We start from the raw sequence: 17,341 nt of genomic DNA, 5'->3' as shown, positions 1-17,341 counted from the left end.
AATCTATTCACCAAAGGCAAAACAAGGTCGCCATCGTGGCGAAGGCTGTAGTAAGTATGGAAAAGGTATACGATGTTATAGTGATTGGCGGAGGACAAAGTGCATTGGCGGTCGCGTATTATCTGCGACGCACCACACTCGATTATATAATACTTGACAAAGAAGCGATGCCAGGAGGCGCATGGCAGCATACCTGGGACTCGCTGACGCTCTTCTCTCCTGCTTTATGGAGCTCTCTTCCCGGCGTTATCATGCCAGGTGGCAACAATTATTATCCTACAAGAGACGAAACGATCGATTACCTGCGCAATTATGAGATGCGGTACAATTTCCCTGTACAAAGATCAGTGACCGTTTCGGCTGTCCGCAGAGAAGAAAACATATTTATCCTGTCTACCGATAAAGGGGATTATAAGGCCCGGGCTGTCATCAGCGCTACCGGTTCTTATGTAAATCCTTATATACCTGCCATCCCCGACAGGGAACTGTACAAAGGCACTGTGCTACATTCTGCACAATATAAAAACCCGGCAGCCTTTGCCGGTAAAAAAGTCGCTGTCGTAGGAGAAGGTAATTCAGGCGCCCAGATCCTCGCGGAAGTATCCAAAGTAGCCAGTACCCTGTGGATCGTACAGGAAGCGCCTTCTTTTCTCTCCGGCGAAATAGACGGCCGGTATCTTTTTGATGTCGCCACGATGGTCTATAAGGCAAAGCAGGAAGGACGGACCTACCAGGCCCCTACATTGGGACATATCGTACAGGTCCCTGCAGTAAAAGAGGCGATTGAAAGGGATATTTATCACTCTTTACCCGCTTTTGACCGCTTTACGGAAAATGGTATCGGCTGGAACGGCGGACAGGAAGCAGCTGTGGATGCAGTCATCTTCTGTACCGGCTTCTCTCCTGCTTTACAGCACCTGGCCCCATTAAATGCGACCCGTGCAGACGGTAAGATCCATACCAATGAGACGATTGCCATAGACATTCCCGGCCTTTGGCTGGTGGGCTATGGACAATGGACAGGCTTTGCTTCGGCTACCCTGATTGGTGTAGGCAGAACTGCCAGGAAAACAGTGGAGGAAATCCAGCTTTATCTGCAATAATCAATATTGACCTTTACAACAAAGTAAATTGACCTGTGCAACAAAGTGCCGGGATGGTCTTGTGTCTACCTTTGTGTTGTAAACAAAAACAAAAGGTTATGCAAAAAGTATGGTTTATAACAGGTAGCGCAAGAGGTTTAGGCAGAAGCCTGACAGCAGCAGTATTAGCAAAAGGTGATCTCGTGGCAGCAACCGCCAGAAATCCTTCACAGTTAGATGAATTCGTTCAGCAATATGGCGATCATATATTCCCCGTTCAACTGGACGTTACAGATTATACACAGGTACGCAAAGCAGTAGAAAATACCATTGCGCGTTTCGGCAGGATAGATGTACTGGTAAATAATGCCGGTTTTGGTATCATTGGGGCAGCAGAAGCATTTACAGACGAGCAGGTACGTAGTCAGCTGGAAACAAATCTGTACGCACCGATAGAAATTACAAGAGTTGTGTTACCTTATATGCGTAAACAACGCTCCGGCAGGATACTGCAGATCAGTTCCATCGGTGGTCGTATCACCAGCAATGGCCTGACCATGTACCAGAGCGCTAAATGGGGTCTCTCCGGCTTCGCAGACGGTCTTGCGAAAGAAGTAGGTGCACTGGGTATTAAAGTGACTGCCGTTGAACCAGGTGGATTTCGTACCGACTGGGCAGGCGATTCAATGACCTACGCAGCAAACGTAGAAGGATATGAATCTACGATTGGTCAGCGGACAGAGATCTTCAAAACCGGTAAATTTGTTCCTAAAGGCGATCCTGAAAAAGCAGCAGCCGTACTGGTGAACCTGGCAGATCATCCGGAACCTCCTGTACACCTCGTATTAGGTAGTGATGCAACCGGGCTACTGCAACAGGTGAATGCTGCAAGACAGGCCGAATTTGAACAATGGTTGTCTGTGAGCGAGTCCACCGATGCAGCCGACAACAAATAATTCAATCTATCCGCATAGCTGTTGACATGACAGCTATGCTTTTTACTTTTTTAATGCACTGAATATATGAGCGATAGTAAACCATTAAAGCAGATCAGTTATTCCTGCTATCATACAAAAACAAAAGAAGGGGAACAGTTCGTTGCCGAACATGTGTTCAGTTACCAGATAGCAGGTACACTTATCATGAATGATGGGGAACGCGAATATCAGTTCAATGAAGGGGAATTCCGGTTCAGCAAAAGAAATACGCTGATCAAATTCACCAAACACCCGCCTGCTAACGGAGAATATAAAAACTTATCGGTTTTTCTTGATCAGCAGACCTTGCGCAGCTTCGGCGCGGAATATGGTTATACCTCAGAGAAACACGTACAAACAGCTCCGTTTTTCTCATTACGCCCCCATGCACTGCTGAAAAACTATATGGATTCTTTACAGCCGTATGATCAGCTGTTACAGTCCGGCAATGAAGTGTTGCTGTCCTTAAAAGTGAAAGAGGCCATCGCTATACTTGTGCAGACAAATCCGCAGTTAAAAGATATCCTTTTCGATCTCAGCGAACCTGGTAAAATAGACCTGGAAGGCTTTATGAACAAGAACTTTCACTTCAATGTCCCGCTTGACAGATTTGCGTACCTGACCGGCAGGAGTCTGTCTACTTTTAAACGGGATTTTGAGAAAACATTTAATACGCCCCCAGGGAAATGGCTGCAACAAAAAAGATTGCAGGAAGCTTATTACCGGATTAAAGAAAAAGGCGTAGCGCCGTCTGACGTCTATATTGATGTCGGATTTGAAGACCTCTCACACTTTTCCTATGCGTTTAAAAAGATGTACGGTCAGGCGCCAAGCAGGATATAAATACCTGTCCGGGATGCTCAACGGACAGGTATTTACGGATACTTATTTCATATGCTTTAATGCGCAGAGCCAAGATCACGGTCTCCTTCCTCACCACTCAGCAGACGGGATAATTCATTACAATAGACAATCTTTCCATCCGCAATATGAAACTCGGCGATCAGGTGTGTGCGCGCTACCGTACCATCAGGTTTGGTAGCTGTTACGACATGATTGGTGAATACGATATTTCCTTCCTCAATAACCGTATTATATAAAAATTCCAGGCGGGTAGTACGCTGTTTTACCATGGCCATATGGGCCACAAACTGCGCATAGTTTAACTCCTTTCCATCAACGAACTGGCGATAAGACAAACCAAAATAACGGGCGATCATTTCTTCATTAAATACCGGGTCTATTAATACCTTGCTGAATGCTTCTTTTACAAGCGCTTTGTAGTTATTCATACTTGCTTTGATTTTGTATCACAAAGTAAGCGCGAATCCCTTCCTGTTCCGGTGGACAAAACCGGGTAATGTGTATATGATCGCCTATAAATGCCTGTCAGGCATCCTTTTCCCGGCTGTATTGGGTTCTGAATTGCTGTGGAGATATACTTGCTGCTTTTTTGAATAAACGGGTGAAATACCTGTAATCTTCATAGCCCAGTTGCCCGGCAATTTCGTCGATATTTAATGTCGTATGAAATAGCTGCCGTTTGGCTTCGGTCACGACTGTTTCCTGTATCCAGCGTGAGACTGTTTTTCCTGTAGCGGCTTTTACGGCTTCATTGAGATAGTCGGTGGTGATATGTAACATATCTGCATATGCCGCAGGACTTTTTATGGTCCTGAAATGTTGCATCAGCAGTGATATGAACTGACGGCTGATATCGATCATTCTTGTACCGCGGCTGTGCTGACTATGCTTTTCTTTATAGTATACGGAGGCAAATATGCTGAGGCAACTTTCGGTGAGATGCCTGATATTTTTATTATAAAACGGCAACTCATTTTTGCTTTCCGTCGTATGCTGTATCAACTGTATGTTCTGTTTTAAAAGCGCAGCTAATGAAGGGGTAAGCGGCATTGGCCGGATACTTCCCATGGCCAGGTGGAAGAGTGACTGGTATTGTTCATTGATCAGACTTGGATTGACGGCTAGCAGGAATACGGCGGACTGCTGACTGGAAAGTCCGTAATGCATTTGTCCGGGGAGAATAATAAAGAGAGATGGACCTTCAAAACTAATTTCCTGAAAATCGACAAATAGTCCGGAGCTGCCTCTTTCCTGGTATACCAGCAGATAAAAATCATCCCTGTGAACGAGCTGGAGATAATGCCTGTCTGCAATCGTTTCATCAAAATAACGCACAAAGATCCCTTCCTTATCGACCTGTGAAATAGTATGTGTGGGAATACCAGGTAATGCCCTCATTATTATGCTATTAAAATGCAAAGGTATTCATCATCCGCTAACCATTTTATATACTTTTCTGTGTGTATTGATTGCACAAAACCGATGTGCAAAAAAATAGCCTGCACAATACTAATATTATTAGTAATATTGCTAAATAAATTAGTCGTAAACAAACAGATTGTTCGTAGCAATCAGCGTCAGCTATGCCAGAAAAAGCAGATATAATTTCTCAGCTGCAAAAGGATATTCTCCGTTTGCAGGGATACAGGTCCGTACCGCAGGACAATGCGCCTGTAATAGACCTGGGTCCGGTGAATACTGCCTTTCCGAATGGCGTCTTCCCTACCGGCGTGATACATGAATTTCTTTGTCCGCTGACAGAACAGGCAGCAGCAACTTCGGGTTTTGTGAGTGCACTTACCGGCTCTTTGATGCAATTTGGCGGCGCCTGTATCTGGATAAGCGTTTCCAGGACACTCTTTCCTCCTTCATTGAAAACATTTGGCATTGAGCCACACAGGGTGGTTTTTATTGATCTGCAGCGTACAAAAGATGCACTCTGGGCATTGGAAGAAGCCCTGAAATGTGAAGGATTAGCTGCCGTTATTGCGGAATTACCGGAGATTGGATTTACACAGTCGCGCAGATTGCAACTGGCGGTAGAACAAAGTAAAGTCACCGGCTTTATCCTGCGCACTTCTTCCAGGAGTGTGAGTACGACCGCTTCCGCAGCCAGGTGGCAGATCACACCATTACCAAGTGCTATGGAAAATGATATGCCTGGCGTAGGTTATCCGCGTTGGCAGATAGAACTGCTGAAGGTACGGAACGGGCGGAATGGCGTTTGGAAAATTGAATGGTCGGAAGGCCGTTATACGATTCTGCAGGAGCCCTCTTCCAGTAAAAATGTACAGATACATCAATTAAAAGCAGGTTGATATGTCCGCACGCTTTTTTACGATATGGTTTCGTCACTTAACGACGGACTGGCAAACCCGCCGTCAGCCGGAACTGCAAAACGTTCCTTTTGTTTTTGCAGCCCTGTTACATGGCAGAATGGTCATCACTGCTGCGAATATTCCCGCTGAAACACAAGGCATCCGCATTGGTATGCCAGTCGCTGATGCAAAAGCGATTGTACCTAGTTTACAGGTCTTTGATGAATTACCGGAAAAAGCATCCCAATTGCTACAGGCGCTGGGAGAATGGTGTATCCGTTATACGCCACTGGTAGCAGTCGACCTGCCTGACGGACTCATTCTCGATATCAGCGGCTGTGCACATCTCTGGGGAGGTGAACGCGAATACCTCCGGGAGATCATTAACAAACTACGGGCGATCGGATATGATGTAAGAGGCGCTATCGCTGATACTATTGGTACCGCCTGGGCAGTCAGCCGCTATGGCAGGATTAAACCTATTATTGAAAGCGGACAACAATCTGCCGCCCTGCATCCATTACCGCCGGCCGCATTACGACTGGAACCTGAACTACTGGACAAACTACATAAACTGGGCCTGCAACAGATCGGTAGTTTTATGACAATACCAGGCAGAATATTACGCCGTCGTTTTGGTCCCGTACTCCTCTCACGTCTCAGTCAGGCCCTGGGATATGAAATAGAAGCTATACAGCCCTTATTTCCGCCCGCTCCTTATCAAGAACGCTTACCCTGCCTGGAACCGATACGGACCGCTACAGGGATCGAAATTGCCATTCAGACACTATTGGAGAAGCTATGCCTGCGTTTGCAACAGGAAGGAAAAGGATTGCGTACAGCGACACTTAAAGGATACCGTACCGATAACAGGATAGTACAGGCGAGTATCGGTACCAGCCGGGCATCACATCATGTGCAGCACCTTTTTAAACTGTTTGAACTGAAGATATCGTCCATAGAGCCCGCACTGGGTATTGAACTGTTTACGCTGGAGGCAGAACAAACTGAAGAAGTTGCTGCTGCACAGGAAGCATTCTGGACGGCAGGCCCGGGACTGAACAATCCATCTGTGGCAGAACTGCTGGACAGACTGGCCGGAAAAGTAGGCGCTGACAGTATCCGCCGGTATCTGCCACAGGAACATTACTGGCCGGAGCGCTCTATCAAGCAGACGCCTTCCCTGGAAGAACAACCGGGTACCAGCTGGCGGACCGACAAACCCCGGCCGGTACAGCTACTGGCAAAACCGGAGCCGATTGAAGTGACAGCCCCGATACCGGATTACCCGCCTATGCTGTTCCGCTATAAAGGGCAACTGCATGAGATCAAAAGAGCAGACGGACCGGAACGCATAGAACGCGAATGGTGGCTGGATGGCGGCGAACACCGGGATTATTACAGTGTGGAAGATAAAGAAGGACGACGCTATTGGTTATTCCGCTCAGGACATTATTCCGGTCAGCAGTCACAATGGTTTATTCATGGATTTTTTGCCTAGAGAAAAGTGAGGAGATATGCATTACGTTGAATTACAGGTGACCAGCAATTTCAGCTTCCTGCGCGGCGCTTCCCACCCGGATGAACTGGTGGAACAGGCAGCGGAATATGGTTACAAAGAGATTGCTATTACTGACCGGAATACACTGGCAGGTATTGTGCGGGCACATGCTGCAGCTAAAGCAAAAGGGATCCGGATTATTCCCGCCTGCAGACTGGATTTACAGGATGGTCCTTCTCTCCTGGCTTATCCCACCGATCAGGCGGCCTATAGCCGATTATCGTCCCTGTTAACCACCGGCAATCTACGGGCAGAAAAAGGGGATTGCCTCCTCTACAAAAAAGATGTGTATGCCTACGCAGCGGGCATGATTTTCATCGTAGTACCACCAGAACAACTCAATACTAAATTTGACTTCGAAACCGCTTTCAAAAACGATCTCAAAGAATACAAGGACAAACTGGGATCACAACTCTACCTCTCTGTTACCCGCTCCTATCTGGGAGACGATCACAAAAGGCTCTACCGGCTGGCGCAACTATCTGCATTATATCATATTCCGCTGGCAGCTACCAATGACGTACATTATCATCATCCTGAACGACGGCAGTTACAGGATATCCTGACCTGTGTAAGGGAAAAATGTACCATCTACAATGCCGGCTTCCGTTTACACCAGAATGCAGAAAGACATTTAAAAACACCGGCAGAAATGCAGCGGTTGTTCCGCCAGTATCCTGAAACCATCAGCAATGCACGACATATCGCAGATGCCTGCCGGTTTACACTGGAAAGCCTGAAATATGTCTATCCGGAAGAACTGACTACAGAAGGCCGTACGCCACAGGAAGAACTGACCTATCTGTCCTGGGAAGGTGCGAAAGAGCGGTTTGGCGACGATATTCCGGAAAAAATCTCCTCTGCGATCAGCTATGAACTGACATTCATAGAAGAGATGAATTATGCCGCTTATTTCCTGACGGTGCATGACATTGTACGTTTTGCCCGAAGTCAGCATATCTTGTGTCAGGGACGTGGTTCTGCCGCGAATTCCACGGTCTGTTATGTATTGGGAATTACTTCTGTGAATCCGACTAAAATCGATCTCTTATTTGAAAGATTCATTTCTTCTGCCCGTAATGAACCCCCGGATATTGATGTAGACTTTGAACACGAACGCAGAGAAGAAGTGATGCAATACGTCTTCAACAAATATGGCCGGGACAGAGCAGCCATCGTCGCTACCGTTACACAACAACACCAGAAGGGCGCCATCCGCGATGTCGGCAAAGCGATGGGATTATCCGTAGATACCATCAACCGCATGTCTACGTCTATCTGGCGGTATACGGATGAATGGTTTGATGAAGGACGCTTGCTGGAACATGGTCTGAATCCGGAAGATCCACACCTGAAAAAAGTATTGGCACTGACAAAACAGATGATGGGATTTCCGAGACAGCTGGGACAGCATACCGGTGGCTTTGTAATTACACAAGGAAAACTGCATGAACTCTGTCCGATACTCAATGCCCGTATGGAAAACAGGACGTGTATAGAATGGAATAAGGATGATATCGATACACTGGGATTCATGAAGATTGATGTACTGGCATTGGGGATGCTGACCTGTATCAGAAAGGCCTTTGACCTGGCAAAACAGCATTATGGAAAAGATTATACGCTGGCGAATATTCCTGAAGATGATCCTGCTGTGTATGAAATGATCAGTCATGCAGATACAATTGGTGTATTCCAGATTGAGAGTCGTGCGCAACAGTCGATGTTACCACGGCTACGACCACAAAGGTTTTATGACCTGGTAATTGAAGTAGCAATCGTACGTCCGGGTCCTATTCAGGGAGACATGGTGCATCCTTATCTGCGGCGGCGGAACGGACAGGAAGCGCCGGATTATCCGCCACAACTGGAAGATATCCTGAAGAAAACACTCGGCGTCCCACTCTTCCAGGAACAGGCTATGAACATCGCCATTAAGGCCGCCAGTTTCACGCCAACAGAAGCAGATGAGTTACGCCGTAGTATGGCTACTTTCAGATTGAATGGCGTCATTGAAAAGTTTGAGAAAAAACTCATTGATGGTATGACGGCCAATGGCTATGAACTGGACTTCGCGCAACGTATCTTCAAACAGCTGAAAGGGTTCGGTAGCTATGGATTCCCGGAAAGTCATGCTGCCAGTTTTGCCTTGCTGGTCTATGTTTCTTCTTATCTCAAGTGTTATTACCCCGATGTTTTTGCGTGTGCATTATTGAACAGTATGCCCATGGGTTTCTATCAGCCGGCTCAGATAGTGAGCGATGCGCGTGCACATCATGTGGAGGTCAGACCGGTGGATATTAATCATTCCAGCTGGGATAATACACTGGAAGAAAAAGAGACGATTCCTCATGCATTACGCTTAGGCTTTCGCCAGGTAAAAGGCTTAAACCAGGAAGAAATGGACGTCTTATTATCCGCCAGGAAAAAAGGCATTACCAGTATCCTGGCTTTACGGGAAGCTGGTGTATCGCAGACGGCCTTGGAAAAACTGGCAGATGCGGATGCCTTCCGGTCCATTGGTCTTGACAGGCGAAGGGCATTATGGGAAATATCCTCTTTACATGACCGGCCTATCGGTCTGTTTACCGGACAAGCATCTGAAAGCACCGTAGAACAGCCCGTTGACCTGCCTGAAATGTCTGCACCGGAACATGTGGTACAGGATTATAATGCAATGGCTCTATCCCTCAAAGCACACCCGGTAAGCTTCGTGAGAGAAAAACTGAGTCTGTTACATGTAACGTCGGTGAAAGATCTGGCGACAATACCGGATGGAATGCCGGTAAAAGTGGCAGGTCTGATATTGGTGCGACAAAGACCCGGTACAGCCAGCGGGGTCTGTTTTATTACCATAGAAGACGAGACGGGTTGTGCAAACCTCGTAGTATTTAACCAGTTGTTCGAAAAGTACCGGAAAGAGATATTACAGGCCAGGTTACTGATGGTAGAAGGGAAAATGCAACGGGAAGGTGAAGTGGTGCATGTGGTGGTGAGACAATGTTATAACCTGAACAGGTTGTTGCAGCAGATGACGGCGGTGGAAGACGTAACGGTGAAACAGTTGGAAATAAAGGCAGGTACTGAAGAATTGAAGTTGCCCGGAGCGAGGAATTTCAGGTAGGAAACCCAATCCCGGTACGCAATGTTAATTCTTCTTTGCCGACGGAGTCTGGCAGGATATATGCAGAAGAAGGATGATATCATGTAACTATGAAAAAGACCATTTTCCTGCTTTTCGCTTCATTATTAGGGATTAGATCCCAGGGAAACGCCCAGGATAAAACATCCGCGTCCTTCAACGACCTGATCGCAAAGGAGTGGAAATTAGCCTATTACGGAGATAATGGCAAGAAACAGCCTCCTTCAAAGCAACAAGCCGACAACCGGATGACCTTTTACAAGGACAAACGCGTATTGTCAGTCGAACAGGGAAAACAGGATCAGGGGGTATGGCAATATGACTCCACTACCAAAGTGCTGACTATTACGGACAATAAGACAAAAGGAATACTGGCATTGCAGGTGATGCAATTGGACCAATCCAAATTTGTCGTTGGTTATAAAGACCCGAACGGGGCTTTAGTGGAAATACATATGCTGGCTGTCCGACAGTAACTATTTCCCTTTTACTTCAATCCATACCGGCGCATGATCGCTGGTTTTCTCCCATCCCCTTACATCGCGGTCTACACCGGCAGCTTTCAGGCGTTTGCCAAAATGCGGACTAAGCAGGAAGTGGTCGATACGGAGCCCCGCGTTACGGCCATAAGCGTCCCGGAAATAGTCCCAGAAGGTATAGATCTTTTCTTCCGGGTAAAGTTTGCGGATCGCGTCCGTCCAGCCCAGCTCCACCAGTTCTTTAAATGCAGCCCTGGTTTCCGGTCTGAACAGCGCATCATCTACCCAGCGTTCCGGTTTATATACATCCAGTTCTGTCGGCATAACGTTGTAATCACCCGTCAGGATTACAGGCACATCCTGTGCGAGCAGTTCTTTGGCGTGGGCGGTCAGGCGTTTGAACCAATTCAGTTTATAGTCAAATTTAGGTCCGGGTGCGGGGTTCCCGTTGGGCAGATAAAGGCATCCCAATATAAAGTCGCCATTGATCACAGCTTCAATATAGCGGCTATGTACATCCTCAGGATCACCGGGAAGGGCTCTGCGGATCTCTTCGATCTGGAGGTTGCGGGCAAGGATGGCCACACCGTTCCAGCTTTTCTGCCCATGCCAGATGGCGTTATAACCGGCATCTCTGATGGCCTGCTCCGGGAATTTCTCCTGCGGGGCTTTCAGTTCCTGTAAACAGACAACATCGGGTGCGGACTCTTCCAGCCAGCGAAGCAGGACAGGCAGACGTCCGTTGACACCATTCACATTATACGTGGCTATTTTCATGGCGAATCGATCTGTGTTTAATAATGGATATTGCTCTTAAAATCATGCCGGTTAAAGGGCACCTTGCAATTTATCACTTTTAGGATTATCACATCAGATCTATACTGTAGAAAATACATGCATCCCCTTCCCGTGTAAAGAGATGCATGTAGTGAACGGCTATTAATGTAATTTAATCGAAACGACTTCACCTGATTCCTTGATCTCCACGAACTCTTCTACCCTGTCAGAGTGACCAACGCTGTAGTATTCAGGCGTGTAGTAGTCCGTACGACCGTAGCCGCTATAACCACTCCCTGTATATACGTTCCTGGAATGACTGGTAGACCAGCCTATAATGGCCTGCAGGAAGTACCTCCCCGGTTTCATTTCGGTAAAGGTAAAGTTGCCATAGCTGTCTGTCGTCGTTTCCAGGCGGAAGCGGAAGGCTTCATCCGACATATATACGTAGGTGTGCTTACCTTCTTTTTTCCTCCGCAGCGCGAGCCACGCGTCGAAATAAGGCGTTACGGGAAACAACACAATTTTCGTGTTGGTGGCATAAATGCGTTCAGCCAGTAGCGGTTTAACGCCAAAATTATTCTTAGGCTTTGTAAAGGCAATACCTTTGATGGTCCCTTTCCCCCTTTTCAGCTGTTCGCGGGCGGTTAAGGAGTCAAAAGCGAATTCCGGATAAATAATCTTTGGAGGTTTAGGTCCCCTTTGTGCCAAAACAATTCCTGCAAGGCATACGAATGCCATAGTCAATACTGATGATGCGATTCTCATTATACTTGTTCGTTGGTTAGCATATGGTTTTTAAAGCTTTCCGTTTTTGGGCTTTTAGGTCTTTCTATTAGGGGTTGGGCTGTGCAATTGTGTTTACGAAGCAGCGAAGGTAGAAAAAAATTAGGAATTAGGAATTACGAATTAGGAATTACGAATTAGGAATTATAGGCAAATGACTGTATAACAAGCAATAAGGAAACAAGATATCGGGGTATTAAGCCATTAGCGTATCAGGATATTGAAGATATAGTAGCCAGGTACGTTATATAACGCCTTATGGCTAACCAATTCCTAATTCGTAATTCCTAATTCCTAATTCCTAATTAAATTTGTTATATGGAAAATGTATTGAAGCAGTTCTTCTCCAAGAAATTCGGATATATAGATTTTGATGCCGATACGGCAGACGATCTCCTCTACGAGGAGTATAATTCTTTTATTAAAGTACTCTTTATGGAAGCGGGATCGGAAGTGATGGTGGATTTTAAGGAATACAAACTGGAAAAGGACGCGCTTTTCTTTATTAAAGACGGACAATGGTACAAGTGTGCCGGTAAGGGTACGCTATTATATTATAACCGTGACTTCTACTGTATCCAGATACATGATGCCGAGGTGGCGTGTGATGGTTTGTTATATAACAATGTATATGACGTACCGGTTGTGTACCTGGATGGAGAGGCTTCCCGGCAGACCAGACACATATTGGAGGAAATAAAGATGGAGGCGGTCAGTTCGGAAAGCAGTACCGAAGAAATGATCAGGATTTTCCTGAAACAGCTGATCATCCGCTCTACCCGTATGTGGAAGAAAACGCATGACATGGCCGACAACAGCGTCACACAGGAAGTAGAGTTCCTGCGGAAATTCAGTCAGCTGGTAGAAGCACATTATATTAAACACCACAACGTAGCCGACTATGCAGATATGCTGAGCATTACCCCCAAAGCGCTCAGTAAGAAAATATCCAAGTACAGTGCTAAAAGTCCGAATGATATCATTAAAGACAGGATCATCCTGGAAGCAAAACGCCTGCTGATACATACTGATCTCAGTGTAAAAGAGATCGGTTATAAGCTGGGATATGAAGATCCGGCGTACTTTGTACGTTTATTTACCAATCAGACGGAGAGTTCTCCCCTGCTCTTCAGAAAAAAATACGCAGAAGGAGAAAAAGTACAATAACTGTCGTCATTCGTGCATTGATCGCCTTCATTTGCTGCCGTAGTTTTGTGTCATCAAATTAAATGATCACAATCAACAACACACAAATGAAAAAGCAAATACTCTCTCTCGCAGTTGCCAGTATATTAAGTGCAAGCGCTTTCGCACAGAACGTAAATCCGGACAATGATCCTAACATTGACAGACACACGAAAGCATTCCTGCATGCACTAAACAACAGCGGTGGTGCACCTTTGGAAACATTGTCTCCTAAAGATGCCCGCGAAGTACTGATAGGTGCGCAGAAGAGCGTAAAAGTCGATATATCCGGTATTACAGTTACTGAAAAAACAATTACACAAGACGGTCAGACTATAAAATTACATATCGTTCGTCCGGAAGGAGCGAAAGGCATACTGCCGGTATTCATGTTCTTCCATGGCGGCGGATGGGTGCTGGGAGATTTCCCTACTCACCAGCGGCTGGTACGTGACCTGGTGGTAACTTCAGGTGCAGCCGCTGTTTTCGTTGACTATACACCTTCACCGGAAGCACACTATCCGGTAGCTATCAATCAGGCATATGCAGCCACCAAATGGGTAGCCGCAAATGGTAAAGAGATCAATATAGACAGTAAACGTCTGGCAGTTGCAGGTAACAGCGTGGGTGGTAACATGGCGGCTGTAGTAGCACTGATGGCGAAAGAGAAAGGTGGTCCGGCTATTAAGTTGCAAGTACTGCTGTGGCCTGTAACAGATGCTAACTTCGAAACAGGTTCCTATAATCAATATGCAGAACAACGCTTCCTGACGAAAAATCTGATGAAATGGTTCTGGGATAATTATACAACAGATGCAAATCAGCGGAAAGAAATCTATGCTTCTCCTTTACAGGCTACCGCTGAACAGCTGAAAGGTTTACCACCAGCACTGGTACAGGTTGCAGAGAATGATGTACTGCGTGATGAAGGCGAAGCGTATGCACGTAAAATGGATGCGGCAGGCGTGAATGTGACACTGGTAAGATATGATGGTGCGATCCATGATTACGGTCTGCTGAATCCTATTGCAGACAATCCGTCTACACGTTCTGCGATGTTACAGGCAGGCAACGAATTAAAAGCATATCTGAAATAGTTGAGGTTAAATAAATGAGGTTTTATTAAAGAGTGGTTCCGCCCTGACAGTGTTTTAATACGCTGTCGGGGCGGATCTTTTTTTGTGTTATATTTGGTTACACCAAAACCCAGATATGCTACACATCGGTCTTATACGGGAAGAAAAACAGCCACACGATAACAGAGTTGCCTTTACGCCACAGCAATGCCAGTGGATCACCAGACATCATCCGCAGGTACGCATCAGTGTACAGCCCTCCCACTGGAGATGCTTTACAGATGATGAATACGCCGCCGCCGGTATTACACTTTCCGAAGACCTCTCCGATTGTGAGGTACTGTTAGGTATCAAGGAGGTACCGGCAGACAAACTGCTTTCGGGGAAAACATATCTTTTCTTTTCGCATACACGTAAGAAACAACCACATAACCAGCATATGCTACAGACGATCCTGGAAAAACAGATCACGCTGATAGATTACGAATGCCTGGTACATGCGGATGGTGCGCGTATATTAGGATTTGGCTTCTTTGCCGGCGTCGTTGGCGCGCACAACGGTCTGCTGACGTACGGGAAGAAAACAGGCACTTACAGCCTTGTACCCGTACATCGTTGTCATGACTTTAAAGAGCTGATCAATCACTACTTCGGCGCCAAACTCCCTCCCCTGAAGATTGCCATTACCGGATCCGGACGCGTAGCCGCCGGTACACTGGAAGTCATGGGATTACTGGGCATTAAATATATTCCACCGGAAGAATATCTGATTAATACTTACGCTTACCCGGTATATACGCAGCTGAAAGCAGGCGAACTGTATCTGCGGAAAACAGATAAGACCTATAGCAGAGAAGATTTTCACCTGCATCCCGAGCAGTATGACTGCCGCTTTCTGCCTTTTGTAACAGCCACTGATATCCTGATGAATGGTATTTATTGGGATGAACGGATACCGCCGCTATTTACCTGGAATGACCTTGCAAAAGAAAACTTCCGGATTAAAGTGATTGCAGACATTACAGATGATACAAATGGATCCATTCCGTCTAATCTGGGTGATTCCAGTATTGATGATCCTGTATATGGCGTGGACAGGCAGACGAGAGAGCGGACCACTCCTTTTCTACCGGATACCCTGGATATGATGTGTGTGAGTAATCTGCCGAACGAACTGCCAAGGGATGCTTCACAGTATTTCGGAGACCAGTTGATGAAGTATGTGTTTGATGAATTGCAACAGGAGAATAGTGTAACTATCCGGAATGCAACGATTGCAGATAAAGGAGCCTTGACAGAACGCTTTGACTATTTGAAAGATTATGTGCGCGAGGAGGATTGATTACAGGAAAAGATAATAAGGCTTTAAAAGCCCTATAAACGCGGCAGTATATGTTTTCTTATCTGCTTCCCGTATGGACATGAACTGTTCGGTGGAAGGCAGCGTAACAGTCACTTTCCTGCCGAAAATACCTACACTGCGGAAATAATCATGTTGTTCACTTTGTTTTACATGCAGCACCTCCTGTAAAGAGAACCCTGTTGTCTCCGCCAATGCCTTAAACTCCGCAAAGGGCTTATACGGCAGTAATACAGAAAAACGACCAGCTGCCGACAGCTGGGTAGCTATAACCTGTAGCAACTCACTATAATCCAGTGTGATGGCGTGCATAGCCTGATTACGCAGTTGATCGACGCTTTTCAGGTCACCCTCATAAAAAGGAGGATTCGTGACGATAAAATCATACGGCTCCCCTGCCGGCAATTGTTTGGCATCCGTCTCTATCACCTGTAAGCGTTCCTTCCAGGGAGAAGCATCGAAATTAGTACGGGCCTGTCCTGCGGCAGCGGGATCCAGTTCTATACCGGTAATAGCCGCCTCAGATTGCTGCGCCAGCATCAAGGAAAGCAGTCCGGTACCTGTACCGATGTCTAAAATACGGCTGACCGGAGATTGCTCCCGGAGCCAGGCAGCGGTATACGCACCCTGCACACAGGCGTCTGTGCAGACTTTCATCGCACAGGCGTCCTGGTATACGGTAAATTGCTTGAAACTGAAATAGTGATTGGGCATCGGCAGTGACTAATGTTCAAAACCTGCTCTGGCGCCTGGAACGGCATCCAGTCCTACAAACTCCCCTGCCTGATATTTATACCAGGCGGTCATGGCAATCATCGCAGCATTATCTGTACAGTATTCAAATTTCGGTATGTAGGTTTTCCAGCCATACTTTTCACCATACTGTTGTAAAGCGTTACGTAAACCGGAATTAGCGCTCACGCCACCTGCTATACCGATCTCTTTGATACCCGTTTCCTTTGATGCTTTTACCAGTTTGTTCATCAGGATACTGACGATACGATGCTGGATAGAAGCACAGATATCCGCCATGTTATTTTCGGCGAACTGCGGATCTTTCTGTTGCTGTTCCTGGAGGAAGTAGAGAATGGAGGTCTTCAGACCGCTAAAGCTGAAGTTCAGTCCCGGGATCTGTGGTTCAGGGAATTTGAACCTGTCCGGATTGCCCTCACGGGCGTATTTATCTATCAGCGGACCACCAGGATATGGCAGGCCCAGTAATTTGGCACTTTTATCAAACGCTTCACCAGCGGCATCGTCTAATGTTTCACCGATTACCTTCATCTGCAAAGGACTGTCACAACGTACGATCTGGGTATGACCACCAGACACTGTCAGACAGAGGAAAGGGAAAGAAGGCTTATCCTCACCAATGAAATTAGCCAGTACGTGCGCCTGCATGTGGTGTACAGCTATCAGCGGAACGTCCAGGGCCAGCGCCATGGATTTAGCAAAACAACTACCTACCAGCAGGGAACCGATCAGACCCGGCGCCTGGGTAAAGGCAATGGCGTTCAGTTCCTCCTTACGTACACCCGCCACTTTCAGGGCCTGGTCCACGACAGGGACAATATTTTCCTGGTGAGCACGGGAGGCCAGTTCAGGCACTACGCCACCGTATTGCTCATGAATAGTTTGATTGGCAATAAAATTAGACAGGATCTTTCCATCGGCCAGTACGGAAGCACTTGTCTCGTCGCACGATGACTCTATGGCCAGTATTTTTACAGACAT

16 protein-coding genes are annotated in these 17,341 nt (G+C 46.6%); 10 read left to right on the top strand and 6 right to left on the bottom strand.

Annotated features, from left to right (window positions below):
- The first annotated feature begins 35 nt into the window (after positions 1-35).
- The 3 genes from CPIN_RS16795 (at position 36) to CPIN_RS16785 (ending at position 2,902) form a co-directional block, all read left to right on the top strand.
- A complete protein-coding gene (locus tag CPIN_RS16795; RefSeq protein WP_222838213.1) occupies positions 36-1,103 on the top strand; it encodes an ArsO family NAD(P)H-dependent flavin-containing monooxygenase in 1,068 nt (355 codons plus the stop codon).
- Positions 1,104-1,201: 98 nt separating this feature from the next.
- Positions 1,202-2,038: an SDR family NAD(P)-dependent oxidoreductase gene (locus CPIN_RS16790; RefSeq protein WP_012791029.1), complete on the top strand. Its 837-nt coding sequence runs from the start codon at positions 1,202-1,204 to the stop codon at positions 2,036-2,038.
- 66 nt (positions 2,039-2,104) lie between these two features.
- On the top strand, positions 2,105-2,902 hold the full coding sequence (locus CPIN_RS16785) for a helix-turn-helix domain-containing protein (protein WP_012791028.1): 798 nt from the start codon (positions 2,105-2,107) through the stop codon (positions 2,900-2,902).
- Between the two features lie 56 nt (positions 2,903-2,958).
- On the opposite strand, the gene CPIN_RS16780 is transcribed toward CPIN_RS16785, so the two are convergent.
- Both CPIN_RS16780 and CPIN_RS16775 read right to left on the bottom strand, forming a co-directional pair.
- Complete coding sequence (locus CPIN_RS16780; RefSeq protein ID WP_012791027.1) at positions 2,959-3,351, bottom strand: nuclear transport factor 2 family protein; 393 nt, start codon at positions 3,349-3,351, stop codon at positions 2,959-2,961.
- Positions 3,352-3,448: 97 nt separating this feature from the next.
- A complete protein-coding gene (locus CPIN_RS16775; protein ID WP_012791026.1) occupies positions 3,449-4,321 on the bottom strand; it encodes an AraC family transcriptional regulator in 873 nt (290 codons plus the stop codon).
- A gap of 185 nt (positions 4,322-4,506) precedes the next feature.
- Here CPIN_RS16775 and CPIN_RS16770 point away from each other — a divergent pair, with 185 nt between their 5' ends.
- The 4 genes from CPIN_RS16770 (at position 4,507) to CPIN_RS16755 (ending at position 10,420) form a co-directional block, all read left to right on the top strand.
- Positions 4,507-5,241, top strand: coding sequence for an ImuA family protein (locus tag CPIN_RS16770; protein WP_012791025.1), 735 nt, complete (start codon positions 4,507-4,509; stop codon positions 5,239-5,241).
- A 1-nt stretch (position 5,242) separates the two neighbouring features.
- Positions 5,243-6,742, top strand: a complete 1,500-nt coding sequence (locus CPIN_RS16765; RefSeq protein WP_012791024.1) for a Y-family DNA polymerase — start codon at positions 5,243-5,245, stop codon at positions 6,740-6,742.
- 16 nt (positions 6,743-6,758) lie between these two features.
- A complete protein-coding gene (locus CPIN_RS16760) occupies positions 6,759-9,926 on the top strand; it encodes an error-prone DNA polymerase (RefSeq protein ID WP_012791023.1) in 3,168 nt (1,055 codons plus the stop codon).
- An 89-nt stretch (positions 9,927-10,015) separates the two neighbouring features.
- On the top strand, positions 10,016-10,420 hold the full coding sequence (locus CPIN_RS16755; RefSeq protein WP_012791022.1) for a hypothetical protein: 405 nt from the start codon (positions 10,016-10,018) through the stop codon (positions 10,418-10,420).
- On the opposite strand, the gene xth is transcribed toward CPIN_RS16755, so the two are convergent.
- Together xth and CPIN_RS16745 are read right to left on the bottom strand one after the other, a co-directional pair.
- A complete protein-coding gene (xth, locus tag CPIN_RS16750) occupies positions 10,421-11,200 on the bottom strand; it encodes an exodeoxyribonuclease III (RefSeq protein WP_012791021.1) in 780 nt (259 codons plus the stop codon).
- Positions 11,201-11,362: 162 nt separating this feature from the next.
- Positions 11,363-11,968, bottom strand: coding sequence for a carboxypeptidase-like regulatory domain-containing protein (locus CPIN_RS16745; protein ID WP_012791020.1), 606 nt, complete (start codon positions 11,966-11,968; stop codon positions 11,363-11,365).
- Between the two features lie 336 nt (positions 11,969-12,304).
- On the opposite strand from CPIN_RS16745, the gene CPIN_RS16740 reads away from it, so the two are divergent.
- From CPIN_RS16740 to CPIN_RS16730, 3 genes are all read left to right on the top strand, one after another.
- The gene (locus CPIN_RS16740) at positions 12,305-13,153 is read left to right on the top strand and encodes an AraC family transcriptional regulator (RefSeq protein ID WP_012791019.1); all 849 of its coding nucleotides are present in this window, start codon (positions 12,305-12,307) and stop codon (positions 13,151-13,153) included.
- An 86-nt stretch (positions 13,154-13,239) separates the two neighbouring features.
- Positions 13,240-14,268, top strand: a complete 1,029-nt coding sequence (locus CPIN_RS16735) for an alpha/beta hydrolase (RefSeq protein ID WP_044221772.1) — start codon at positions 13,240-13,242, stop codon at positions 14,266-14,268.
- Between the two features lie 115 nt (positions 14,269-14,383).
- Positions 14,384-15,589 carry an NAD(P)-dependent oxidoreductase gene (locus tag CPIN_RS16730; RefSeq protein WP_012791017.1) on the top strand — a complete coding sequence of 402 codons (1,206 nt, stop codon included), beginning with the start codon at positions 14,384-14,386 and terminating at the stop codon, positions 15,587-15,589.
- On the opposite strand, the gene CPIN_RS16725 is transcribed toward CPIN_RS16730, so the two are convergent.
- Both CPIN_RS16725 and tsaD read right to left on the bottom strand, forming a co-directional pair.
- Positions 15,590-16,321 (bottom strand): tRNA1(Val) (adenine(37)-N6)-methyltransferase, encoded by a 732-nt coding sequence (locus tag CPIN_RS16725; RefSeq protein ID WP_012791016.1) that lies wholly within the window; start codon positions 16,319-16,321, stop codon positions 15,590-15,592.
- Positions 16,322-16,330: 9 nt separating this feature from the next.
- Positions 16,331-17,341 (bottom strand): tRNA (adenosine(37)-N6)-threonylcarbamoyltransferase complex transferase subunit TsaD, encoded by a 1,011-nt coding sequence (gene tsaD / locus CPIN_RS16720; RefSeq protein ID WP_012791015.1) that lies wholly within the window; start codon positions 17,339-17,341, stop codon positions 16,331-16,333.

Origin of the sequence: Chitinophaga pinensis DSM 2588, assembly GCF_000024005.1 — a bacterium.
Taxonomy (GTDB): Bacteria; Bacteroidota; Bacteroidia; order Chitinophagales; family Chitinophagaceae; genus Chitinophaga; species Chitinophaga pinensis.
The sequence above is the reverse complement of the archived record's forward strand: the minus strand, read 5'-3'. Positions and strand labels throughout refer to the sequence as shown.